The following is a 23,054-nucleotide window of genomic DNA, read 5'->3' as shown; positions in this document are numbered from 1 at the left end:
AGTTGTGGGTTGTTACTATTTTATCTTCAATAGGAACAACAATTATTATTCCGTTTTTTCAAGTCGTTATTAATGGATGGTTTAATATCAAATGTAACAATTATCGCTTTATAAAGAACTGGACAATAATATCTATTTCAACATTGCTGTCGCATGTTTTAAATTACATGAATTGGGGCATTTCTTCTCAAAGTTTACTAAAACCTGATTCAGAAACATTACTAATATTAAAATGGGAAATAATAATTTCTTTATTGATAGTTTTTATCATGAGTTGTATTCAACAAATAGAATTAATAAAGAGAAGATTAAACATATGGAAGTAATTTGAGAAGAAGGAACTTCTGATAACACTATATTCACGCTTCGGGCTAACGACCTCGGTCCGCGAGTGAACAGCGCAGCCAGCGACTATCTCGCTTAAAACGATGTATAACCAGCATGAATTTGTCATTCAACTAACGGGAAACGTTAGTTCAGCGATTTAGGAGCAGATTGCCACCGTGGCAGCTGCTTCTTTTTCTTTGAACTAAAGGGCAGAATACTTCCAATACATGGTATTATTGTTCTGTGAAATAAAGCATTAGACTGAAAAACAAAGTTTTAGACTGAGAAATAAAATTAAAGACTTGGAATAGTTCCCTTCAAAAAACAAGGAGGATTTTCATGGATAACAATCTGAATCAATCGTTCGAAATTTCAATTACGCGTGTATTCGATGTCCCTCGCGAACTCGTATTTAAAGCATGGACAGAGCTCGGTCATTTCGCGAAATGGTGGGGACCAAAGGGGGTCACCCTCGAAATCGTTAAAATGGACGCTCGATCAGGTGGCGAGTTTTTAGGTATTCAAACGTCACCTGACGGAAATCAGGTTATGTGGACAAAATTTGCATACCAAGAGGTTGTTGAACCTGAGAAATTGGCTTATATCCGATCCTTTTCAGATGATCAAGGCAATACGGTCCGAACGCCTTTTAGCGTGAGTTGGCCACTTGAAATTCTGAATATCATAACGCTAGAAGATGACGAAGGTAAAACTGTATTAAAACTGAAAGGTTGCCCTGTGAACGCTTCAGTTGAGGAACAGGAAGCCTACAAAGGTATGGCTCCAAAGCTTCAACAAGATCTTGAGGGTACTTTCGATAAACTTGCCGACTATCTTGCCTTCCTGAATTAAAATGCGATAAAAAAGTTAATCGATCAAAAAAACTTAATCACTTTGAACATTACATGCATTGCGCTAACGGGAGACATTAGTTCAAGTGGGGTTGCAGTAGCTGATTGTTTTTATAATATGCGTTAGAAATGGATGGATATCGTATGAGTAAGAAATTCATCATTGATGGAACCAAAATCTCTAGTTATGAGGATTTTTGTAGAGAATTTTCAACTAATGTGTTATCAGGGAAGCATCAATGGAATGGCAATTTAGATGCCTTTAACGACATTTTAAGAGGCGGTTTTGGTGACATGGAGGCCAATGAACCTCTTACAATTATTTGGAAGGGTTCCAGCACTCTGAAAGGAAGTTTAGGGTACACTGAGACAATAAAAATACTTGAAGAGCGTTTATTAAAGTGTCACCTAACAAATGTTCCTCGTGTTAAAGAGGAACTCCGACTGGCCAAGAATAGCGAAGGACCGACCATATTTGATTGGCTGCACAAAGTTATATCTAATCACAAACATATCGCGTTAATCCTTGACTAATGGTATCTATCTACCAGGTACGATGATCTGTGGGGCAGTTCTGCAAGATATCGGATACGCTATGGTCATTCAACTAACTGGGAACTATAGCTCAACAATATGACAGCAGCCGGCATATAAAGCTCGGCTGCTTTTAGCTGAATCAATAGGCAGGATAGTTCCAATATGTTATGTAAGGACTTAAATACTCTTGTTATCGAGAGGAGAACCATTTGAAAAAGGAAATAACCATAACCATAGAAATAAAGACTAAAAAAGCAAAAGCTCTATTAGGTCTTGGAGTAATTTTAGTCTTCCTATTCTTTTTGTGGTTTTATAGGGGACCTATTTCTTCCACCGATATAAAACTTAATGAAGTAAAACACTCAGGAAACCGATTAATTATTGATGGCATTTTTAAGGATAAGTAGACACGTTATAAAAGCTACTCAATTCAATACGTAGGTACAGGTAAATCAAACTACGCAATATTAAAAATATACGGCGGTATTATTGGCAAGCGAGATATACATATCGATACAAATGCAATAAAGAACAACAGACCACTTTACCTTTACTATAAGCAACTAGAGGCAAGGGCAGAGGACGTAATAAGACAAAACAAATAAACGAATTAAAGTATTAAACTCTTAAACATTCCTGTAGAGCCTAAGAAATGGGCTTTGTAAAAAAAGGAGTGCCTCGTTATGATGGGTTTGTCGACAACACATCAAGGAGGCGCTCTTACTATGAAGTTTAAGCAATCAGACGCTCAAAATCAACGCATTCAACAAATTACCACCTCACATCTTGTCATAGGAATCGACATGGCCAAAGAAACGCATGTGGCACAAGCTACGAACTTCCGAGGAATCGTGGTTTCCAAGCGACATCTCTCATTCTCAAATAGCATTGAAGGCTTTGAAAAATTGAACCGTTGGATGACGGAGTTACTGCAAAAACAACGATTAAAGAGGCTCATTATCGGTATGGAACCAACCGGTCATTACTGGTTTAACCTAGCCAACTGGTTATCAGATAAGGGATTACACGTGGTTATGGTGAATCCAGCCACAACAAAGAGAAATAAAGAAAACCGAGATAATAGCCCATCAAAGAATGACCCTAAAGATGCGCTTACTATAGCAGACTCAGTTAGCCGGGGCTTCTATTACGAGTACACACGTCAATCATTATTGTTCCAACGGCTGAAGACAATAATGAGTGATCGGGAGTTCTGGGTGACTAATAGCGTACGGCTGCAGAACCGGATTGTACGTTGGCTGGACATTCGGTTTCCCGAATATCCGTCTGTATTCAAAGACTGGACTTGTAAGCGATCATTGGCAACCCTCAAAACCTTTCCATGCCCACAGGATCTCGAGAACTATAGAGTACCGGATGTCATTGACGCCTGGAGAGTGCATATGCAGCGAGCTGGGGGCTCAACAGGGTTTGAGAAGGCTGCACAACTTATCGCACGAGCGAAATGTAGTGTTGGAGAACAAGCCGCTGCAGAAGAAGCAAAAGCAGATTTAAGACGGCTCATCGAAGAATTTGAGCGTGTAACTACGATGCTCGAACAGATTGAAATGGACATCGAAGTACTGCTTTCAGAGATTCCTATGGCGCAGCAACTTCGTACCATAAAGGGACTTGGGAAGATTTTCACTGCGGCTATTTTAGCTGGTACTGGGGACCTGAGGCAATATGCGCATGGACGTCAGGTAATGCGTAAGGCTGGTTTAAATCTGGCTGAAAGTTCATCTGGTAGGCGTAAAGGTAAAATTGTTCTTTCAAAGCGAGGAGACTCTGCCTTGCGAAAATATCTCTATCTCGCAACTGTTCAACTCGTTTGGAATAACCCTGTTTTCCGCCATCTGCATGAGCATAATGTGCAAGAAAAGAAGATGAAAAAGCAGCAATCCATATTTAAGCTCATAGGGAAGTTGGCAAGAATTCTAGTCGGTATTGTTCAACGAGGAGAAAAGTTCACGCCAGAGAAAACCGTCTTGACCTGGTCAAAAGCAGCTTAAATTAAGAAGTAATCACGTATATTGACTCATTCGCGGGATTTCACAAAGAAAGCACGGAGGACCGAGTTCGTTCTCCATAAGGGCTATGACCCATCCGCTAAACGCTATCGGTCTCCACACCTTGGACAGGTATAACGAAGGAATGTAAGGGCATTGACCCGTTGAGTTGTGGGAGGGTGAACCTCCAAGGATCCTGTGGGGTATGCGTGCAGTAGAAACAGTCTGGGGAATATTTCCTGAGTCTTCCTCTATTTCCGCATGCCCAGCCAACCACCTCATACGGCATCAACTGCGTTGTTTCCTGAGATGGACATGATCCAAGGTGACGAAATCCTGCGAGTGAGTGAGTATATATGAGATAAACCCTTAAAAACGCGGGACGGGGAACATTAGTTTAAAACAAAGACCGGCAACAGATCTGAGATCCGCTGCCGGTCTTTTGGTGAAGTAAAGGGCAGGGATATGGAGCAAATTAGAAAATGTGAGAATAAAGACTGAATACGAGTAGGTAGGTGGTTACCTTGTCACCTGACATTGAAGCTAAAATAACTATATTAATAAGTGACGACAAAGGGAATGGGAGAAATAAACCGGCTTATTCAGGATACCGTCCAGCACATTTAGTGAGAGATGATTATTTGACGACAGGAATACATCAATATTATGGGGATGTGGTACTTCAACCAGGTGAGACGGTAAAGGGGACAATAACTTTTATTACACCAGAAGTTTACCCGCGAACTTTATGGATTGGTAAAATAATCAGAATACAGGAGGGAGCAAGGGTAGTCGGACATGCAGAGGTAACGCAGATTTTTAATGAGATCTTAAAAAAAGCAGATTGAACTGTCTGGGAACGTTAGCTCAAGAAGGTTAAAACTTAATCGGGTGGATATTTTAGTTGAATGGAAGAAAGCGTGTTATGGAAGAAATACACTAAATAGAATGGGGTTTTTAAATGACATTTCATATATCATATGGTGATCACCTATCTCAATTCGGAGTATTGCGTTTGCCAGATCTACCTGGACTTAGTCCAGTAGTTATAACTATTCATGGAGGTTTGGCAGTCTAAATATGGACTAGAAGAACTTGACCCTTGATGAAGATTTAACTCGTCGAGGTTACGCTACTTGGAATATTGAGTATCGTAGAGTCGGAGCAGCTGGCGGAGGTTGGACGGGAACATTTGTTGATGTAATAGATGCTGTGAATCACCTAGCCCAACTGGAGGAACGTTATCAGCTTGATCTCTCGCGAGTGGTTGTCCTTGGTCATTCCGCAGGGGCATTTGGCTCTTTGGTTCATCTGGTATTGCTTCCAGAAGTAGAACATTTTGCGATTATCGATCCGTCATCAGCGGCATGGAAGGCTGAGAAAGCAATCTAAGCGAGTGTTATCCAGAGGATTAAACTAACTGGAGACTATAATTCAATCACAAAAGCTGCATCAGATCCTTTGATCTGATGCAGCTTTTGTTGAAGTAAAGGGTAAGCTCTCTTCCTTTAACAACCATCATTAACATTCATACGTGGTGACTCCATTGTAACCAAGAGGATTTTTAGGTTCTTTGGCGTAAGTCAATGAACTAGTATGGAGAAAATTAGAAAATTAGAAAATTAGAAAATTAGAAAATTAGAACTTCCTGTTACAAACTTCGTGAGGTCAGTATTTGGCCGACATCTGAAATCGAACAGCCGCCTACTTTAAGTAGGCGGCGTTTTTTTCGTTTCGAATGCGATCTTGTTCATCACTTGTGGAATAGCGGCTCGATGAACACGTGAAAGAGTTTGTTTCTAATCTCTTCGGGTGAATAGCCGCGATGTTGTCTTTGGAAAATATAAACGTCCGGACGTAGTGTTGCCATAATGGCATCCGCCATAAAAACAGCATCAAGGACGAGGTTCTCGTTTTTTGTTGCGGTCTCGTTCAATAGTTGGACGATAACCGAATGAATGGACTCGTAGTGCTCCGAATAGAAAGGGACGTTTTGCTGCTCATCACCACCACTGTTTGCCTGGATGGCCGCTAGAACGGGAGAATGCGTCTCAAGCGATTCCAGATGATATAGAAGCACGGTTTCTAGACGATCTTTAATAGGACTGGAAGTATGGTCGCTTAAAAATGATTGGATTCGATCATAGTTCTGGATGCAGCTTTCGCCGATGAGATCCCAGCACAATTCCCCTTTGTTCGTATAGCTTCGGTAAATCGTGCCTTGGCCGACCCCGGCTTCCCGCGCGATCTGACGCATGCTGACATGCTCGACCCCATATTCCGCGAACAAAGCAGCTGCTTTTTCTAAAATGATTTGTCTACGTTCTTCCGCATCTTTGCGAAGGTTTCGCTCCAACATTAGCTTTTCCCCATTCCCAAATTATTATCCAGTTGACAACCGGACTGTGGTCCGGTTATATTGTTTGGCAAGCGGACCGTGGTCCACTTTGGCATTCGAATAACTCTTATTAGAACATATCTTATCCATCTTGTATAGGTGGGTCAATATTACAGGGAACAGAGTCCGAGGTCTGCGATGGCCAATTAGATTAGAGGAGGAAATAAAATGTCGAATCAACAACAGCAAGCCAATCATAAAAAAATCGGTGTAGGTATTATCGGTGCAAGTCCGTCCAACCCAGGGTGGGCTGTCGCGGCGCACATCCCGGCGGTTCAAGCTTTGCCTGACTTCCAACTGGCTGCGGTGAGCACGAGCAATCCCGAATCCGCGGTTGCGGCGTCCGAGGCGTTCAACGTTCCGGGATTCGATAATTACCAGGACCTGATCCATCATCCTGAAGTCGACCTTGTCGTGATCGCAATTAACGTGCAATACCATTACGATATTGCTCGCGCCGCGATTGAAGCGGGCAAAATGGTGTACAGCGAATGGCCGCTCGCTATGTCCGCGGAACAAGCGCAAGACTTGGCGGACCGTGCCAAGGAAGCGGGCGTTCGAACGTTTATCGGACTGCAGGCGCGATATTCACCGGCGATTCAACATGCTCGCGATTTAATCCATCAAGGCTATATCGGCAACGTGCTCGCGACTACGCTATCCGGAACGGCTTTGATCTGGGGACCCGTCACGATCCGGAAATTCGCTTACACGTACGATGTGAACTCCGGCGCGACCATGTTGGCATCCGCAGGACTTCACGCCATTGATGGGCTGAATTACGTGCTCGGTGATTACGATAATGTGTCCGCGAAGCTGGAAGTTCGTCACCCCGAAGCTCAAATGGCTGACGATGGGACGACAATAAAAGTGACAGCTCCGGATCACATGGCCGTAATCGGCACGCTTGAGAGCGGCGTATTGGCGACGACCTTATACCGGAGTGGAACATCGCGGGACTTCGATTTGCGTTGGGAGATCATCGGTACGGAAGGCGAGCTTGTCATCACTGCGGATACCAACGGCAATATGCAAAATACCGAACTGAAATTGAGAGGCGGTAAAGGGGAAGACAGGACACTCAGCGAGATTGTCATTCCTAGCCAATATACCGAAGATATCAAAGCGATTCCAGATGGACCGGCAAGGGCGAGCAATATCGGGAAATTTTATGCCAGCCTGGCTAAAGATCTTCGCGATGGAACGAATGAAACGCCAGATTTCGCACATGCCGTCAAACGCCATAAGTTGTACGACACGATCATGAGGGCCTCCCGTACCGGAGTCACGCAACAAGTCAACAACACGAACACGCACTAAACTATAACGTTTATGATGCGACCGGAGAGGATGGGGCGGCGGAATGATCTTCGTTCCTCCTCTTCCGGCATGCATCCAGAAAGCAGGAGGAAAACATGAAGGTAGAGATCTGGATGGATATCGTATGCCCGTACTGTTATATCGGGAAGCGGAAGTTCGAAGAAGGGTTAGAGAAGTTCGAGCATCGCGATTCGGTGGAGATCGTGTACCGCAGCTTTGAAGTTGATCCTCACATGCCAATTAACGCAAACGATGATATTTATGGATTATCGGCCAAAAAATTCGGATCGACGAGAGCGCATATGAAAGCCGTACATGACGATATAACAAAGCGGGCAGAGCTAGACGGCCTTACATTCCATTATGATACTGCGATACACACGAACACGTTTGACGCGCACCGTCTGCTTCATTATTCGGCGCAATTCGGACAAACGAACGAATTATTGGAACGGTTGTACAAAGCTTATTTTACTGATTCCTTGCATATCGGGGACGTAAATACGCTTGTGACGATTGCGGGGGAAGTGGGACTGGACGTCGCGGAAACGGCGGCAATGTTGGAAAGCGAGCAATACGCCGCCGAAGTTCGAGCAGACGAGCTTAAAGCACAAAAGTTAGGCATTCGAGGCGTCCCTTATTTCGTAATAAACGGAAAATACGCCATCTCCGGCGCTCAGACGAAGGCTGTATTCACTGAGGCTCTACAGCAAGCGTGGACGGAAGAGCATCCTATCGTTCAAATTCATTCCGCCCTAGGGGATAAGGAAGCGCCGTCTTGCTTAGACGGCTCATGCGCAGTGAAACACTGAGACCTAAGAATATTACAAGAAGGGGGTTAATTACGTGAACGACAGGATTTCCAAAGCGAATATGTTGTTATTGATATTAGTTTGTTTCTCGCAATTTTTAGAAGTCATGAATTCTTCCACAGTGACCGTAGCCATTCCGTCGATTCAAACGGCGCTTCACATGGATGCGAATCATTTACAGTGGATCGTTACGTCTTATGTCCTTACCTTCGCTTGTTTTCTGCTTATCGGCGGACGCGCAAGCGATTTGATCGGGAGGAAACGCGTGTTGACGCTAGGTTTAGCGATTTTTGCAGCGGCTTCTCTTGCCGGCGGCTTCGCAATGAATCCGGTTTGGCTCATCGCGAGCAGGGCGATGCAAGGAATCGGGGCGGCGCTGTCCATTCCCGCGGCCATGTCGCTCATCAGTACGTCGATTCCCGAAGGCGCGCAACGGAATAAAGCTTTTGCCATCTTTGGTGCGTTGGGTTCGGGCGGTTTCGCGGCGGGATCCATCGTCGGGGGGCTGCTGACGGACTCGGTCGGCTGGCGATCGTTGTTTTTCTTAAACGTTCCGCTCGGGATGGCGATTATTATAGGTTTAACGTTTGTTAAAGAAGCTCCAGTGGAGAAAAAAGAAAAACTATCCATCGATTTGCCCGGCGCGATTGCCGTGCTGTTAGGCATATTTGTTCTTGTGTACGGGTTGTCCATGCCCGATGCCGACGGCAGTTGGTCGACTGTCAAAATCGGAACCTTGATCGTCGGAGCACTTATTCTGACCGGATTCGTCTTTATTGAAAAACATGCCCAAAACCCGCTGATGCCGCTTCGCTTGTTCCGTATCGGTTCGCTCGTATCATCGAATATTATCGGGTTTTTGATGTACTCCTTCATGACCGCATTTATTTATTTCTCGACATTGTATTTTCATGCGCTTGGCTATTCTTCACTAGTAACGGGCTTGGCTTTCCTGCCGCTCGGCTTGTCGTCCGTACTAGCTACCCAAATCACGCCTTACTTCATGCGCATATTCGGAGCGAAAATGCTGTTGATCGTTTCGCAGCTAGTTAATGCACTCGGCTTATTCTGGTTAAGCACGATGTCGATGGACAGTGTCTATGCCGCGTTTGTTTTACCGGTCTTCATTCTATTGGGTCTCTCGACGGCAGCAGGATTTACGGCAATCATCGTGGGTTCCGTGAGGGATGTGAAACCTGAAGAGCATGGCGTTGCAGGCGGCATCGTAAATACGTTCCTGCAATTAGGAGGCAGTCTCGGCTTATCCATTCTGGCTACGGTCGCGAGCTCGGTAACTGCTTCGGCAACCGCTCCAGCGTCCAACGAAGCCATGTTGTCGGGATTTCAAACCGCATTAGTCGTTGGCGGCTGCTTCGCATTATTCGCTTTGCTACTGGCTTTACTCAGCTTGAGAAAGAAAAAGGCAGCATTGCGACACGCTTAAATAAATCGTTAACAAGACCGAGGAGGATTCGATATGAATAAGAGCACGACAAAAAAAGGAGTGCTGGAAGCTTATCATTTTAGACATGCAACTAAAGTGTTTGACCCAACCCAAAAAATAACCGAAGAAGATTTTCAGTTTATCCTGGAAACAGGAAGATTATCGCCGAGCTCCAATGGGCTAGAGGCGTGGAAGTTTCTAATCGTCCAAAATCCGGAACTTAGGGAAGAAATCCGGCCGTTTGCTTACGGCGCGTACAATCAACTGCCAACTGCAAGTCACATGGTCGTTATTCTTGCTCGTAAAGGACTTATCCCGGAATCCCCTTATATTTATGAACAACTGACGAAAGTTAAAAAATTCCCGGCTGAAATGGTGCGAAACAACATGGGAGCATGGCGAGATTTCTTCGATTCCTTTCATCTCGATAACGAACAAGCGAGAACAGCTTGGGCTTCTAAGCAGACCTATATCGCGCTAGGGAATATGATGACTTCCGCTGCGATGATCGGAATCGATTCTTGTCCGATCGAAGGCTTCGTACCTGATAGAATTAATAAAATTCTGAATAAAAGAGGATTGCTCGGAGAAGATGAGTACGAAGTAAGCGTTATGGTCGCTTTCGGTTATCGGGCAAAAGAACCGCACGAAAAAACAAGAAGAACGATGGAGCAAGTGTCTGAATGGATTCTGTAACGATATCACACAAAGGCAGCTAATCACATGAGGGACTGTCGTTTCAACAAACTCTTCTAATTACTCGTATAAACAGGGACGAAACTTTTGTGGAGGAATGTTGTGGTTTCACAATATTTTTATATAAATATTATATATGACAAATTTCAACAAAATCTTAATCATCTATGGTATATACTTTTGAATAGTCCGGTTTGTAGGGACTTAATGTTTAAACTTTGGAGGTTATATATTAATGGAAACAGGTACTGTCAAATGGTTTAATGCGGAAAAAGGGTTTGGCTTCATTGAAAGGGAAAATGGCGACGATGTATTCGTTCATTTTTCTGCGATTCAGAGTGAAGGATTCAAATCTTTGGATGAAGGTCAACGTGTTGAATTCAATGTTGTTAAAGGCCAACGTGGACCCCAAGCGGAGAATGTTGTAAAACTGTAGTATAGAAAATCAAGCCTGTTCTTGACGATATGTCAGGAGCAGGCTTTTTATTTTGAGTCCGAGAGTTTTATTGTTCTTGCGAAGACAGCCTTATTCCGATAATGGATACGTCAGTTTTTCATAAGACAATCAGACGAGGTTGCCGGTAAGTTCGTAGCCTCTTTAAGCTAATGGGGAGGATAGCGTAATAATTACCCCTCATTTGGTGGACCAAAATTGAACCGAAGAAGCTATTAAATAAGTCTAATTGAATTAGGATAGTTCTATGGTACTACTTTCTTCCTGTCCCTTTGGACCTAAATCTGTTATTATATAACAAATAACGGAAAGGCGAGGAACATGAGCATGGCTAATAAACTGAATCTCTTACTATCTTTTATAATAGCTATTATAATCTCATTCTGTTGCGGCGTGTATTTCTCGGAAGACATAAAATCCGATCTGCATCTTGCGAACGGTAAGACGTTGGCATATGAAGGGATTGAATCGACTACAGTCGAAACTGGGCAAACAGTGGCTTCAATTAATGAGCAAACGGTGGATGCCGAAAACGAACCATCCAATGGAGATGACGAAGAAAGCGAAGCGACTTCTGGTGCAGAGAATCAAAGCGGCAACGAACAGGCTATTGATGAACCCGAAGTAACTCGAGTGACAGCGGAAAATCGTTTCAGCGACCCAAGAGATTTCAAATACGGCGTCAATTCCGTGAACGGTATCACGCTGACGTGGTTCGTAAATAATTTGACAGGCAAAACGATTAACTATTATACTGTCAAACTCAGTACGTTTAATCCTGTAGGTGATCCTTCGTATGACGAGAACTCCAGTGACAGCACCTTTAATCTTCGTTATGTAGGACCGGTCGAGCCTGGGGAAGAATTCGGCGTGTTCAAGCTCTTCACGTATCAAGGTGCTCTGGATTCAATCCGTATCGACGAGGTTGTACTGGAATATGCGGATGACACCGAAGAAACCGTCGTATACAATCGTACAACTGCTGACAATAGTGGGCTCAACAATTAGTATCACGACATCAAGATACTATATAGGAAAAAATATAAATCTTTGCAAGAACTTGAGCTGTCTTTCATAGCGGTCAAATGCCATCAATTGTAGAATTACAACCATTGTTCCAATTAACTCAGACGGTGATCCTATATTGAAGTAAGAGAAATCTATACATTGATGAATGATTGAAACAAATATTATAAGCATATCAGAGAAGCGCTACAGGGAGAGATACTATGGAATTTATTAATTCAAATAAGTATGGGAAGTTAACCGAAATAGCAATTCTTCAGTTTGAAAAAACAATAAATCACCGGCTGCCTCTGAGTATTGAGCATACTTAAAAGCACGTAATGGCGGAAAGCCGACTCCTAGTTATTTTAAAACTACTGAATTTGAAAGTAATATACATCATATGTACGGTATCCACGGCGGACCGTCTTACGAATCTTTGGCCGACAATGTTAGTACATTTAAAGAGAGAATACCGGCTTCATTGCTTCCTTTTGCAAATGACGGTTGTGGAAACCAACACTGTATAGGGGTTTCAGGAGAATATATCGGTAAAATCTATTTTTGGGAACATGAAGGAGAATCACAAGTGACACTAATCCCTACTGGAATAGCATAATAAAAACAGCTGATTCATTCAATAAATTTCTAAATAGCATGTACAAAAGGGTCGATCCAAATGAAACAGAAATTGATCGAATTATTGCAAGTAATGATATTTATGCATTAATTAACCTTATTGATGCAGGGTTATGCTTTGAAGTAGAAGACGAATATGGCAGAACTTTAATTGAGAACGCGGCAATAGCAGCTAATGATGAGATGATTATGTTCTTATTCAAAAAGGGGGCTGAGTTCTTTGATGAACACAAAAAGACAGTTGAACTTATCAATGCATTACTCCAAACTGAGGAACGATAGTAGAAAACAGGAGAGGACCGATGAACTTTGAAGGAAATGATTTCGGTTCATGATAATGAAGTGATGTCTTATGAAGTCAATTTAAAAGATCAATATATAGCTATCAATACAGAGTATGAAGGAATAGAAGTGAAAATAAATTTTTCCGATGTCATGGCACATATATTTGAAGATCAGTTATGTGGAAGCATCTTGTTAGATATAGATCTATATAGACCATTTTATTGATGGAAATTTAGACTTGTTGGAAAAACATAAACCTCATTCTTGGCCAACATATTATAATACTACAATTGAACTTAAAGAATTGTTATTAAAAGAGCAATATAAGTATTATGTAATTTTCTCTTCCTATGGTTTTAACGGGTGGGTATTAGCTAAACAAATGAAAATACTTAAAAGTCATGCTTGAAGGAAGGATCTTCATTAGACTGGGATTTGAGCAGCGTTTTTTTTTCTTCGCCGAGGTTGAGGCTGTAGCGTGCGCATGGAATGAGGATGCACATGAGTGAAATGAAAGGATGTTCGGCTTGAACTTCCTCTCTGCGCTCGGGTCTGATTAATGTAAAATCCAATGAAGAGGCTTATAAGCGGTTTCGGAAATGGGTTGACAGGGTCCTGAACCCATACAGAAATAAGGCTGAAGATTAAACTAACGAAGAACTTTAGTTTATAAACACCATCATAAGCAACCGGTAACTAATCGGTTGCTGTTTTTGTTTAAATAGAAAGTTATGGTCGAGATTACTGGTTGGAAGTAAAATGGTAATATGCGAATTTTAGAGGAGGTAATCGATGCTTGATATTAATCAAATAAAAAATAGAATACCTCATAGATATCCCTTTCTTCTGGTCGATAAAATTTTAGAAGTTGTTGAGGGTAAAAAAGCAGTTGGTTTTAAAAATGTAACGTACAATGAACCTTTGTTCATTGGTCAATTTCCCAGTTATCCCGTCATGCCTGGAATCTTAATTGTTGAAGCACTGGCACAAGTCGGAGGAATTGTGATGTCAGATGGAGAAAGCACTACAAACAAAATAGGGTTATTGACTGGTATTGATAAATGTCGATTCAAGAAACAAGTAAACCCCGGGGACCAATTACATCTTGAATTTGAGGTGACAAGAGTTAAAGGACAGATTGTCAAAGGAAATGGAAAAGCCACGGTTGATAATGAATTAGTATGTGAAGTTGAAATCATGTTTGCCTTAGTTGAAGCGTTGAACTAACGGGAGACATTAGCTTAACGCATTTTGGAGCAGTTTGCCGGTGGCAGTTGCTCCATTTTTTATTCCACTTATGGGCAGAATAGTTCCAACATGTGGTACTATTTAAAGGCTCCAGTCTAACATCATTTCGATAGCGTTTCCTGCTGTCGTTACATTAGAAGATCCTACAAAAAAGAATGCAAGAGAATGGGAGGGAAATATGGACAAAAATAAAAAGGGGCAATTTTCTACCAATCTTTATTTTATTGCCACTTTATTTGTTGCTTGCCTATATTTGTACGGAGATATAAGAAGAATGCTGGATCTTATTCAAATTTCAAATGAACCAATTAATGAAGTAACTTATTCACATTTTAATGTAACAGTTTATACAGCTAGTGATACCTATCACTTACAAATATGGTTTCCACTTTTAACTGCGTTTGTTGGTATTGTTTATAATCTTATACATCTTCTGATGAAATATTTTAAAACCGATTAGAACCTTGTTAGCCACATGAGGGTTTAACATCTCACCAGTTTGAACTAAAGAAGAACGTTAGTTGAGGATGGCAGCTGATCCAGATGATTAGTTGCCATTTTTGTTGATATAAAGGGCAGAATCGTTTAATAATTGGGTATTGAATAACAAATAAGGGGGATTAGAATTGCGAATGTATGCTTTACTTGAAGAACCAGTGGAGAAAGTTAGAAAAGTTATGATATACGAGTCTGAGAGCGGCGTGTATGTCTTTTTGTTTGATACACAGGAAGATAAGAGTTGTATTGCTGACTTATGGTTTGAAACGCTCGGTGAAGCTGTCGATCATTGCCTTCAAGAATTCAATGTTAAACAGGCACAGTGGCTTGTTATCAATGACCCTAAAGAAGGAGAATATCACGATATTATTCGTTAAAATTGTCATTGAGCTAATGAGAGAGACTATAGCGTAATAAGAAAGTATGATTGATACAGCGACTCTTATGACATTATTGAGGAGGGGTTCTCATATTTCTAAAAATCAGAAGCCTACTAAAGACCCGGCGACTTAAATATGAATTAGAATTACTTAAGCCAATACATGTCATTTTGTATGAGAAAAAAGAGATCTTTGAAGACCATTGGCAAGCAAGAACAGAAGCTTATGAATCGTTATCACAAGAAGATATTAAGAGTATTTTATTCTATACTAAATAGAAACTGCATGAATTATCAAGTTACTTTAATACCATTAAGTTTAATAAACGGTCAAAAGCTGTTTTGTCCTTCTATACGGATTATGTAGAACATTTATTGAAGTATCACAAAAATAAATTTGATATGAGATATCATATGCAATACATGTTTTTATATAGTGAATTATTATTAGGCTCGCAAAGATATATAACGATTCAGAATTATTTAAGGGAAATTGATAGGGAGTTCGAAGAAGTGGATTCATTAAACGAGGAACGATAACTCAATAAGAACAGTGCAGCAGCCGGTTATTAATAGCCGGCTGCTGACTTTTCTCAATGGGCAGAGTTCCAATACATGATAAAATATACATAAAATTTTAATCGCTGGAGGAGGTTTTTTTTATAGCTTTGATTCATGATAATTCACAAAATTTGTTTAAGACTCATGTGAAAAATATTGTATGTGACATTGTTAATAGGAACTACAGGAATCTCGAAATGGAGGGGGCCATTGGGAGGTTCAGGAGAGAAGAAATTGAAGAAATAATCAATGAATATGGAGGCAGTCTCACTATTCCACCAGAAAGTGCGTATGAATCACTTTATGTTGGCCAAATAAGAGATACAAATGAATATTTAGTACAGTTCGATTTGTGGTTTGATAATGAAGAGAGCGACTTAACTTTAATGTGTGAAACGATAGTAGAGGAAAATGGTCAAATCAAAATATGGATTGATGACATCCATGTAATGTAATTATACTCGTCTATTCAAATTTGAGCTAACGGGAGACGTTAGTTAAGCAACACGACAGCAGTCGGCGCATTACGTCCGGTTGCTTTTTTTGTTGAGCGAAATGGCAGGATAGTTTAATTCACTTCGCGAATACCCCAATAAGGAAAGTTCGCAAATTTCATTAATAAGATATTAGACTAAAGACTACAAAACAAACTGAGGGGATCAAATGTTACAGGATATATATAGTTACTTAAAATATAAGTTTCCTGAATATTGGAGTGATATCAACATACGTTTTGAGTTAGGTGAACCATTTCGAAACGGATCAAAACGGAGAATTGTTCAAGTAAACAAGAGAGTAAATACAGTTTTCGAAGATCTATTTAAACCGACTGATTTTATATATGTCTTAATCAAAGACTGGGGACCATATGAAGATCCCATGTTTGGAAATACAACGCCGGACTATCTATATGATTTGCTCCAAGAAAGATCAATGGAAGAGGACACCCTCTTTGAGATCGATGAAGACGAGGATGAAGACGGAAATACAATAGAAGTTAAAAATCAGTATCAATTTAAAGTATTATCGGGTTTGGTTTCTTCAATTCCATATAAGAAAATCCTTGAAGGGATTTCTCATTATGAGCAAGGAAGAGAACCGTCCATTGGACAAAAAGTTTATTTTTTAAGTCGAGAAAAGGACATTCTATTTCACATGTACGATGATAGAGGGTGTATCGCACATGCCATTTCTATTGGAAGCTTAAAGACCCTATATTTAAAGCATAACGACTGGATTGTGGATTACTGGAGAGAGTACTTTGACGATATATTCAAGGATAAGTGATTCTTCATCTAATACCCACTCATCCATTGAGACTTACGCATGTTGGTTCGCCGCATTTCGAGGGAGAGGGTTAAGTAGACACAACAGTGAAAAGTAGTACGTCGGATGGCAGTCATCATTAAATTAATGGGAAACGATAGTCAAATGGAGGAAAAAGATGGATATGAAAAAGATTATGATTGAGTTTGACATCTCTAAACCAAAACAGAAAGAATTATATGATTGGCTTGAGAGGATATCCAAGAAAGAATTCAACGAAGAAACAAAAAGATATTGGTACGAAATGATGAATCTTCATAAAAGGGGCCATAGCGACAGGGTTCTAGAAGTCAAAGATTAAATTAAGAGACGATAGCTTGAGTGTAGCAGCCGGTCAATAATGACCGGCTGCTGATGTTTCTCAACTACTAAAGGGCAGGATAGTTTCAATATGTGGTATTGTTTAGGTGATACCAAAAAGAGCTTTTTAGGTTTCAAAATTAGCAGATAGGAGCTGAAGTTTTGTTACCTGCACTTATAGATAAGCAAATTAATTTTAAGAATGAGAACTGTCGATTGAGGGTTACTTCTTTTCATGGGGATTATTTAATTACAGTAAACCAATACAGCGAAGACAATCATTCAGTGCTGAGTACAAAGGTGTTTCTTCACTTTGGGCACAGAAATACAAGATTTAGGGAGTTTTACCACGCATATAGGCATAAGGGTTTTGATGAAATGGCTGAGATTATACGAGAGCTTGCATATAGAGTATTTGGTGAAGGGAATTGGTCAAATAACGATAGAAAACGCAAAGGGCTACCAACTCCCTTGTAAAAACTCAGTAGCAGGTAACTATACTTTCAGCTAAACCGAGGGACGGGAAACTTTAGTTCAATGAACAAAGCTGCAGCGGATCGGAGGATCTGTTGCAGCTTTGTTGAAGTAAAGGGCAGGATAGTTCCAATATGTGGTATTATAGAGGCAATGCTAATAAGAGCATTTTGTTTTCAAAAATGCACACTATACATTCAGCTAACAGTGGACGTCTAAGGGGATGATTCGTTTTGAAAAGAAAATACTTGGTGTTATCCTCCTCATTAATGTTACTTGTAATAGCTTTAGTATGGACACATTTTGGGGGCAAGCAAAGAGAATTGGTATATGTCTATGACGAAAGTATATTTCATGAATTTTCGATTGACGATTTAGATTACGTCACCTTCAGATGTGACATAACCATAAGAAACCGAAGTAATACTGAAGTGAAATTTTACATGACGGCAGATGTATCTAAGGATATTGGATTAACTAAAGGAAAATTCGCCTATTCATTTGAAGGTGAATCCCAAAAATACAACAAAGTTTATACTATTGCTCCGAATTCTACACAAACTTATCCAGTGAAGTTTAAAGCACTTAGCGGCGATAAGAAGACTAAGATGGACAGGTTACCCCCGAAAGAGGTTATTCTCACCCCACTATAAAGCAGTCGATCAAAGTGGTAGGCTGCTAACGTTCTCCCTTTCGTTTAAGTTTCTTTCGTAAAAGTTGTTGTTTCACGGCGAGAGGAAGTTAATTCAACTAACGGGAGACATTAGTTGAATAAAGAAGAAAGGCCGCCGGTAATTATGACCGGCGGCCTTTCTCTCAATTAAAGGGCAGGATAGTTAAATGGTTTCGAGAATATTACAAGTAAGTACAATGGCATCGGAATAAGCGATTACTTTTGGAGGAACTATTATGACAGTTTCTAGGTTTGATGATATAGGAGAAAGCATTTACGACTTCTTGTATAAATACGACATCCTTATAGAATGTCCTCATTGTTTAAAAAGTGCCAGAGGCTTAAGAAGAAGCGAGGGGGAGTTCGGATATCTTCTCCAGTGCAAACGATGTGGTATATTAAGTCATCCCAATGTTGGTTCTTGGGGAAATGGAACTTTTATGGGGTTCAATGTTTGGTTACGAACAGATTGCTGCGGCGAATTGCTTTGGGCGTATAATAAAGAGCATTTAGATTTGCTAGATGGTTATATTAACGCCTCATTGCGAGAAAGGATCCCAAATCAAAATCAGAGTTTGGCAAGCAGATTACCTGATTGGATTAAAAATCGGAAAAATCGGAATGAACTAGCAAAAGGAATTGCAAAACTACAAAATAAATTAATCAATCATGATTTGAACTAACGAGGAACTTTAGCTGAAATATAGAATTCTACTATTGAGCAAGGAAGGATGATTTCAGTGATAAAGAAACCAGTCAATTTGGATGAATTAGTCGGAGAGATTGAAATTGGTTTAGATGATACGTTTACTTATATAGATGTTACGACAGGTGAAGTGATTACGTTAACTAGAGAAGAAATTCGAGCTGCTGAAGATGAACGGCCGTTTGAAGATTTTCCCGAATGGCAAAGAGAGAACATTGAAAGAGCAAGTTGCATACTCGAGGATGAGCAAGGGAAATTTGCGGACTTCACGTTAAAAAACGACTACAACGAATATGAACTCATAGAAGAGTTCATAAAGACTGTTGAAGATGAAAATATCAATGAAGCGCTAAATGCAGCAATTAATGGGAAGGGCGCATTTCGCAGATTTAAAGATAAAATAATAGAATTTGGCATTGATAAGCAATGGTACACCTACAAGGAAAACAAGATAAAGGAATTTGTGATTGAATGGTGTATCGAACATGATATTGAGTTCCAAAATTAAAATACACCTAGAATGAAAGCTGCCGCGATGGCAGCTTCATTACGTTAACGGGCAGAATAGTTGAAACATCGCAACCTATATGTGGGACATTACGTCTCACATCTAAATGGAAAATGAAGGGAGTTGATTTCAATAAAGAAAATTATCGTTTTATTTGCATTCTTTTGTCTTTTATTCCTGATTGGTTGCAGTAAAGAAACAACTGAGCAGAATAATGTTAATTCTATTGAATACATTGAGTCGTTCGGTTGGCATGTAGAGGAGAAAATTAGCAATACAAAGTTAGAGACAAAAAGCTCAGACCCAAGTATTGCAGCTGTTGTTGATTTGAAGCCATATGTGAATGAAGAAGTTTATATTACAACCTACTTGCTGAAAGAAAAACAAAAAACAGGAAAGAAAATATACGCTAATATCTATCAAGCTAATGAAAATATTATTGGTGGATTCGGAAATTTAGATGGTTGGTTACCTGGAGTTTTTTCTTTGAAGGATAAAGAAAGGTTAATTAACGAAGGAACAATAGATAAATAGGGTGTTCTCCATTATTACGCTAACTGGGAACTTTAGCTCAATAAGAATTTTGCAGCAGCCGGTCATTAATGACCGGCTTCTGCCGTTTCTTAAGTAATGGTTACATTTTATAAATGCCAGTAGAAGGTGATCGGGTTGTAATGGAGAATATTTCTTGGAAAATACAAATATCTGAGGAAGTGGTCTCTATGAGTTATGAACTTCATATTACCAAGGCTGATCATTGGGTATCAAGCGAGCAAAATCCAATAACAAACGATGATATAAAAAAGGTCGTTGATCTATTAGATACTCATATGTGGATTCCATTCGTGTTTCAAGGGGGCAGAATTACTTTAAGCGGCGCTGATAAAATGGTAATCGGTCTGATGATAACTATTGCAAATAGAATTGGAGCACGAGTTCAAGGAGATGAAGGTGAATATTATGATAATACCAATAATTCATATCCTGAACTGCCCGAGCACCTGCGCATGGATTCAGTAGAAAATATCTATGAGTCTGATATAAAGACTCTCGATGAGCAATCAATATTTATTGGTTCTCTTTTGGTCAAAGATAAGATCCAACATGCTAAATATGGAACAGGTGAAATTCTTGGAATTACTGGCGAAGGGAACGATATAGAATTCTTAGTAAGATTCATGGATGAAATAGGAACTAAAAAATTACTAGCTTATTTTGCGCCAATTAGACCTTTTAATCAGGATTAACTTGTTCAACTAACGTAAGAACGATAGCATAGCGAAGAACGGAGAGAGTTATGAGGTTTGAATATGAACTAACAGGTATTGGTTGGGTTGATGGCTGTATTGAAATGAACTCAACTACGTTTTACTTCGCAACCAGTTATATAACCGATGCACTTAATGACATGTTAATGGCACTTAATGCACTTATACCAGAAATCAGTCCATACCCCGTTTCAAAGGCTCAATTTAAATGGAATGAGGAGCCTGGTGGAACCGTGTGGACACTTAGTAAAATTGATGATGATTCCATGCGTGTACATATTGTATCTTTTGAAGATTTACGTAATAAGAAACAGCAAGTTATAGAACTAGATGAAACTTGTTCAATACAGGAATTTTCAGAGGTAGTAGTTCAAGCACTGGACTTATTGTTGAAGCAATATGGACGGAAAGGTTACAAAGAAAAATGGGTTAATTATGAGTTCCCAATGGATATATACTTGAAATTAAAAGGTTTTACATCGAAAAAGGAAGTGTGAATCAACTCAATGATAGCGGAGCAAAAATCAAACGCTATCATCATTAAACAGGAGTGAGGAAATGAATAAGAAGCTCGAGTTAAATCATTTTCTAAATAAATTAAAAGATATCGATTAAGCAAGATTAGAAGTGAAGCTATTATGGTCGAGGTTGCAGTACCAGGACAGAGATGGGAAATTGAGTTTATGGACGACGGTGCCATTGAAATAGAGAAATTTATTAGTGATGGTGAAATGTATGACGCTGCAGAACTAGAAGAATTATTTAAAGGGTTCTCAGAATAGATGGATTATGTAGCTTGTTACGCTAAAGGGCAGGATAGTTTAACTTATCTAGTTCATTTCATTAATCTTGTGGTATTATTTAGGCAAAACGCCAAGGGAGGCCGTGATGAACGAGACCACATTTGACGAACCATTATTTGCAAGCTTGAAGCCGGGCTTAACCTCGTTCTGTTACCGAATGCTAGGCTCCATAGACGATGCGGACGATGCCGTTCAGGAGACGAGTATTCGGGTCTGGCAGAGCTGGAATACGTTCAGACAGGATTCCTCGTTCAAAACTTGGGTCTATCGAATTGCCTCTAACCTGTGCTTGGACAAGCTGAGACAATCCAAACGCCGCGCGCTTCCCGTTGACCTGTTCGACCCTGCGGTCGCCATCGTCGAGCCGCGAGACACGCTGCCGGACTCTGCCTGGATCTGGCCGTCTCCCGACTTTGGGGGCAATCCAGAGGATCGGCTCATCCGCAGAGATACCCTTCAACTGTGCTTCATCGCTCTCCTGCAGACCTTGCCTCCGCGGCAGCGCATGGTACTCATTTTGAAGGATGTATTTGAATGGTCCTCCAAGCAGATCGCGGAAACGTTGGCGATGTCGCCGGCAGCGGTGAACAACGCCTTGCAAAGAGCCCGAGAGACGATGGACCGGGCTCAGCTTCGCTCGGATGAGCTCAGCAGCATGGACGTTCAACCGGAGCAGCAGCTGTTGTCCCGGTATGTGGAGGCCTTCGAGCAATTCGATATTGCTGCGCTCGTCGCATTGTTCCACGAGGAAGGCTGCATGTCGATGCCGCCCTTCGAGATGTGGATCCGCGGCAAGGATGATTTGTCCGCCTTCTATTCGCTTACTCGCTGGCATTGCGAAGGTTCGCGATTTGTGCCCATTACGGTCAATGGCGGTTATCCGGCGTTGGCCCAGTATATGCCGGGCAAAGAGGGTTCTGGTCTGGTACCCTGGGGCATCCACGTCATCGTAACCAAAGAAAATCAAATCTTGCACGTTCAAAACTTCATTCATACGCCATTATTTTCGCGATTTGGGCTGCCTGAGCGAATTGACCAATGAATTTCGTCATTGGCTTACGTCTATATCATTAAGAATAACCAATCCGTTCATTCAAGCCCCTGTCGAGAAGGTATGGCGCTATTGGACGGAGCCGGATCACATCACGAAGTGGAATCAAGCGTCCGAAGACTGGCATGCGCCGAGAGCCGAAAACGATCTGCGGGTCGGCGGCAAGTTTCTTACACGGATGGAAGCGAAGGATGGCAGCATGGGCTTTGATTTTGGCGGCATCTACGATGTCATGAATCGGCATGAGGCGATCGGCTACACCATGGAAGACGGAAGAAGAGTAGATATTGCTTTCGTCGATCAAGGGAATGAGACTAAGGTCATTGAAACGTTCGACGCGGAAAGCTCCAATCCCGTCGAGTTCCAGCAAGCAGGCTGGCAAGGGATCATGGACAATTTCAAAGCCTATACCGAACAAAACTAATCATCACGAAGAAGACGCCGGGGAAGATGCCCGGGCGTCTTTCTTTTTGAACCCTAGT

At 41.0% G+C, this 23,054-nt stretch carries 30 protein-coding genes and 1 pseudogene; 30 read left to right on the top strand and 1 reads right to left on the bottom strand.

Annotated elements, in window-relative coordinates:
- Window positions 1-666: 666 nt before the first annotated feature.
- The 6 genes from PJDR2_RS23130 to PJDR2_RS33600 all read left to right on the top strand — a co-directional run bounded on the left by PJDR2_RS23130 (window position 667) and on the right by PJDR2_RS33600 (window position 5,116).
- Complete coding sequence (locus PJDR2_RS23130; RefSeq protein ID WP_015846146.1) at window positions 667-1,179, top strand: SRPBCC family protein; 513 nt, start codon at window positions 667-669, stop codon at window positions 1,177-1,179.
- 143 nt (window positions 1,180-1,322) lie between these two features.
- Window positions 1,323-1,712 carry a barstar family protein gene (locus PJDR2_RS23125; protein WP_015846145.1) on the top strand — a complete coding sequence of 130 codons (390 nt, stop codon included), beginning with the start codon at window positions 1,323-1,325 and terminating at the stop codon, window positions 1,710-1,712.
- A gap of 212 nt (window positions 1,713-1,924) precedes the next feature.
- Window positions 1,925-2,122 carry a hypothetical protein gene (locus PJDR2_RS23120; protein WP_015846144.1) on the top strand — a complete coding sequence of 66 codons (198 nt, stop codon included), beginning with the start codon at window positions 1,925-1,927 and terminating at the stop codon, window positions 2,120-2,122.
- A gap of 318 nt (window positions 2,123-2,440) precedes the next feature.
- Window positions 2,441-3,727, top strand: coding sequence for an IS110 family transposase (locus PJDR2_RS23115; protein ID WP_015846143.1), 1,287 nt, complete (start codon window positions 2,441-2,443; stop codon window positions 3,725-3,727).
- Between the two features lie 521 nt (window positions 3,728-4,248).
- Window positions 4,249-4,572, top strand: coding sequence for a hypothetical protein (locus PJDR2_RS23110; protein WP_041613589.1), 324 nt, complete (start codon window positions 4,249-4,251; stop codon window positions 4,570-4,572).
- 247 nt (window positions 4,573-4,819) lie between these two features.
- The gene (locus tag PJDR2_RS33600) at window positions 4,820-5,116 is read left to right on the top strand and encodes a hypothetical protein (protein ID WP_049790075.1); all 297 of its coding nucleotides are present in this window, start codon (window positions 4,820-4,822) and stop codon (window positions 5,114-5,116) included.
- Between the two features lie 361 nt (window positions 5,117-5,477).
- Here PJDR2_RS33600 and PJDR2_RS23100 read toward each other — a convergent pair whose 3' ends face one another.
- Window positions 5,478-6,083 carry a TetR/AcrR family transcriptional regulator gene (locus PJDR2_RS23100; protein ID WP_015846142.1) on the bottom strand — a complete coding sequence of 202 codons (606 nt, stop codon included), beginning with the start codon at window positions 6,081-6,083 and terminating at the stop codon, window positions 5,478-5,480.
- 207 nt (window positions 6,084-6,290) lie between these two features.
- Between PJDR2_RS23100 and PJDR2_RS23095 the strand changes: the two genes are divergently transcribed.
- The 24 genes and pseudogenes from PJDR2_RS23095 (at window position 6,291) to PJDR2_RS22985 (ending at window position 22,996) form a co-directional block, all read left to right on the top strand.
- On the top strand, window positions 6,291-7,442 hold the full coding sequence (locus PJDR2_RS23095) for a Gfo/Idh/MocA family protein (RefSeq protein WP_015846141.1): 1,152 nt from the start codon (window positions 6,291-6,293) through the stop codon (window positions 7,440-7,442).
- Between the two features lie 95 nt (window positions 7,443-7,537).
- Window positions 7,538-8,254, top strand: a complete 717-nt coding sequence (locus PJDR2_RS23090; protein WP_015846140.1) for a DsbA family oxidoreductase — start codon at window positions 7,538-7,540, stop codon at window positions 8,252-8,254.
- A gap of 61 nt (window positions 8,255-8,315) precedes the next feature.
- A complete protein-coding gene (locus tag PJDR2_RS23085) occupies window positions 8,316-9,698 on the top strand; it encodes an MFS transporter (protein WP_265525204.1) in 1,383 nt (460 codons plus the stop codon).
- Window positions 9,699-9,731: 33 nt separating this feature from the next.
- A complete protein-coding gene (locus PJDR2_RS23080; RefSeq protein ID WP_015846138.1) occupies window positions 9,732-10,394 on the top strand; it encodes an NAD(P)H-dependent oxidoreductase in 663 nt (220 codons plus the stop codon).
- A 235-nt stretch (window positions 10,395-10,629) separates the two neighbouring features.
- Complete coding sequence (locus PJDR2_RS23075; RefSeq protein WP_015846137.1) at window positions 10,630-10,830, top strand: cold-shock protein; 201 nt, start codon at window positions 10,630-10,632, stop codon at window positions 10,828-10,830.
- Between the two features lie 345 nt (window positions 10,831-11,175).
- Complete coding sequence (locus tag PJDR2_RS23070) at window positions 11,176-11,856, top strand: hypothetical protein (protein WP_015846136.1); 681 nt, start codon at window positions 11,176-11,178, stop codon at window positions 11,854-11,856.
- Window positions 11,857-12,190: 334 nt separating this feature from the next.
- A pseudogene (locus PJDR2_RS33870) lies at window positions 12,191-12,472 on the top strand (SMI1/KNR4 family protein); the annotation flags it as partial.
- A gap of 38 nt (window positions 12,473-12,510) precedes the next feature.
- Window positions 12,511-12,774, top strand: a complete 264-nt coding sequence (locus PJDR2_RS23065) for a hypothetical protein (RefSeq protein WP_041613588.1) — start codon at window positions 12,511-12,513, stop codon at window positions 12,772-12,774.
- Window positions 12,775-12,801: 27 nt separating this feature from the next.
- On the top strand, window positions 12,802-13,002 hold the full coding sequence (locus PJDR2_RS33595) for a hypothetical protein (RefSeq protein WP_015846135.1): 201 nt from the start codon (window positions 12,802-12,804) through the stop codon (window positions 13,000-13,002).
- A gap of 567 nt (window positions 13,003-13,569) precedes the next feature.
- Window positions 13,570-14,004 carry a 3-hydroxyacyl-ACP dehydratase FabZ gene (gene fabZ / locus PJDR2_RS23055; protein WP_015846134.1) on the top strand — a complete coding sequence of 145 codons (435 nt, stop codon included), beginning with the start codon at window positions 13,570-13,572 and terminating at the stop codon, window positions 14,002-14,004.
- A 199-nt stretch (window positions 14,005-14,203) separates the two neighbouring features.
- Entirely contained in the window at window positions 14,204-14,485 is a 282-nt protein-coding gene (locus PJDR2_RS23050) for a hypothetical protein (RefSeq protein ID WP_015846133.1), read from the top strand.
- Window positions 14,486-14,657: 172 nt separating this feature from the next.
- The gene (locus tag PJDR2_RS23045; protein ID WP_041613582.1) at window positions 14,658-14,900 is read left to right on the top strand and encodes a hypothetical protein; all 243 of its coding nucleotides are present in this window, start codon (window positions 14,658-14,660) and stop codon (window positions 14,898-14,900) included.
- 670 nt (window positions 14,901-15,570) lie between these two features.
- On the top strand, window positions 15,571-15,918 hold the full coding sequence (locus PJDR2_RS23040) for a hypothetical protein (protein ID WP_015846132.1): 348 nt from the start codon (window positions 15,571-15,573) through the stop codon (window positions 15,916-15,918).
- A 208-nt stretch (window positions 15,919-16,126) separates the two neighbouring features.
- Window positions 16,127-16,750, top strand: a complete 624-nt coding sequence (locus tag PJDR2_RS23035) for a DUF3885 domain-containing protein (protein ID WP_015846131.1) — start codon at window positions 16,127-16,129, stop codon at window positions 16,748-16,750.
- A gap of 157 nt (window positions 16,751-16,907) precedes the next feature.
- The gene (locus PJDR2_RS23030) at window positions 16,908-17,090 is read left to right on the top strand and encodes a hypothetical protein (RefSeq protein WP_015846130.1); all 183 of its coding nucleotides are present in this window, start codon (window positions 16,908-16,910) and stop codon (window positions 17,088-17,090) included.
- Window positions 17,091-17,796: 706 nt separating this feature from the next.
- Window positions 17,797-18,216 (top strand): hypothetical protein, encoded by a 420-nt coding sequence (locus PJDR2_RS23020; protein WP_041613585.1) that lies wholly within the window; start codon window positions 17,797-17,799, stop codon window positions 18,214-18,216.
- A gap of 256 nt (window positions 18,217-18,472) precedes the next feature.
- Window positions 18,473-18,919, top strand: coding sequence for a hypothetical protein (locus PJDR2_RS32065; protein WP_015846129.1), 447 nt, complete (start codon window positions 18,473-18,475; stop codon window positions 18,917-18,919).
- A 57-nt stretch (window positions 18,920-18,976) separates the two neighbouring features.
- Window positions 18,977-19,450 carry a UPF0158 family protein gene (locus tag PJDR2_RS23010; RefSeq protein WP_015846128.1) on the top strand — a complete coding sequence of 158 codons (474 nt, stop codon included), beginning with the start codon at window positions 18,977-18,979 and terminating at the stop codon, window positions 19,448-19,450.
- A gap of 123 nt (window positions 19,451-19,573) precedes the next feature.
- Window positions 19,574-19,984, top strand: a complete 411-nt coding sequence (locus PJDR2_RS23005) for a DUF4830 domain-containing protein (RefSeq protein ID WP_015846127.1) — start codon at window positions 19,574-19,576, stop codon at window positions 19,982-19,984.
- 140 nt (window positions 19,985-20,124) lie between these two features.
- Window positions 20,125-20,697, top strand: coding sequence for a hypothetical protein (locus PJDR2_RS23000; RefSeq protein ID WP_041613584.1), 573 nt, complete (start codon window positions 20,125-20,127; stop codon window positions 20,695-20,697).
- 50 nt (window positions 20,698-20,747) lie between these two features.
- Window positions 20,748-21,215, top strand: coding sequence for a hypothetical protein (locus PJDR2_RS22995; RefSeq protein ID WP_015846125.1), 468 nt, complete (start codon window positions 20,748-20,750; stop codon window positions 21,213-21,215).
- A 141-nt stretch (window positions 21,216-21,356) separates the two neighbouring features.
- Window positions 21,357-21,500 (top strand): hypothetical protein, encoded by a 144-nt coding sequence (locus PJDR2_RS33590; RefSeq protein ID WP_265525072.1) that lies wholly within the window; start codon window positions 21,357-21,359, stop codon window positions 21,498-21,500.
- Window positions 21,501-21,606: 106 nt separating this feature from the next.
- Window positions 21,607-22,563 carry a sigma-70 family RNA polymerase sigma factor gene (locus PJDR2_RS22990; RefSeq protein ID WP_015846124.1) on the top strand — a complete coding sequence of 319 codons (957 nt, stop codon included), beginning with the start codon at window positions 21,607-21,609 and terminating at the stop codon, window positions 22,561-22,563.
- Window positions 22,553-22,996: an SRPBCC family protein gene (locus PJDR2_RS22985; RefSeq protein ID WP_085982393.1), complete on the top strand. Its 444-nt coding sequence runs from the start codon at window positions 22,553-22,555 to the stop codon at window positions 22,994-22,996. Before PJDR2_RS22990 ends, PJDR2_RS22985 begins: the two co-directional genes overlap by 11 nt.
- Window positions 22,997-23,054 lie beyond the last annotated feature (58 nt).

This window comes from Paenibacillus sp. JDR-2 (genome assembly GCF_000023585.1).
In the GTDB taxonomy this organism is placed as follows: domain Bacteria; phylum Bacillota; class Bacilli; order Paenibacillales; family Paenibacillaceae; genus Pristimantibacillus.
The sequence above is the reverse complement of the archived record's forward strand: the minus strand, read 5'-3'. Positions and strand labels throughout refer to the sequence as shown.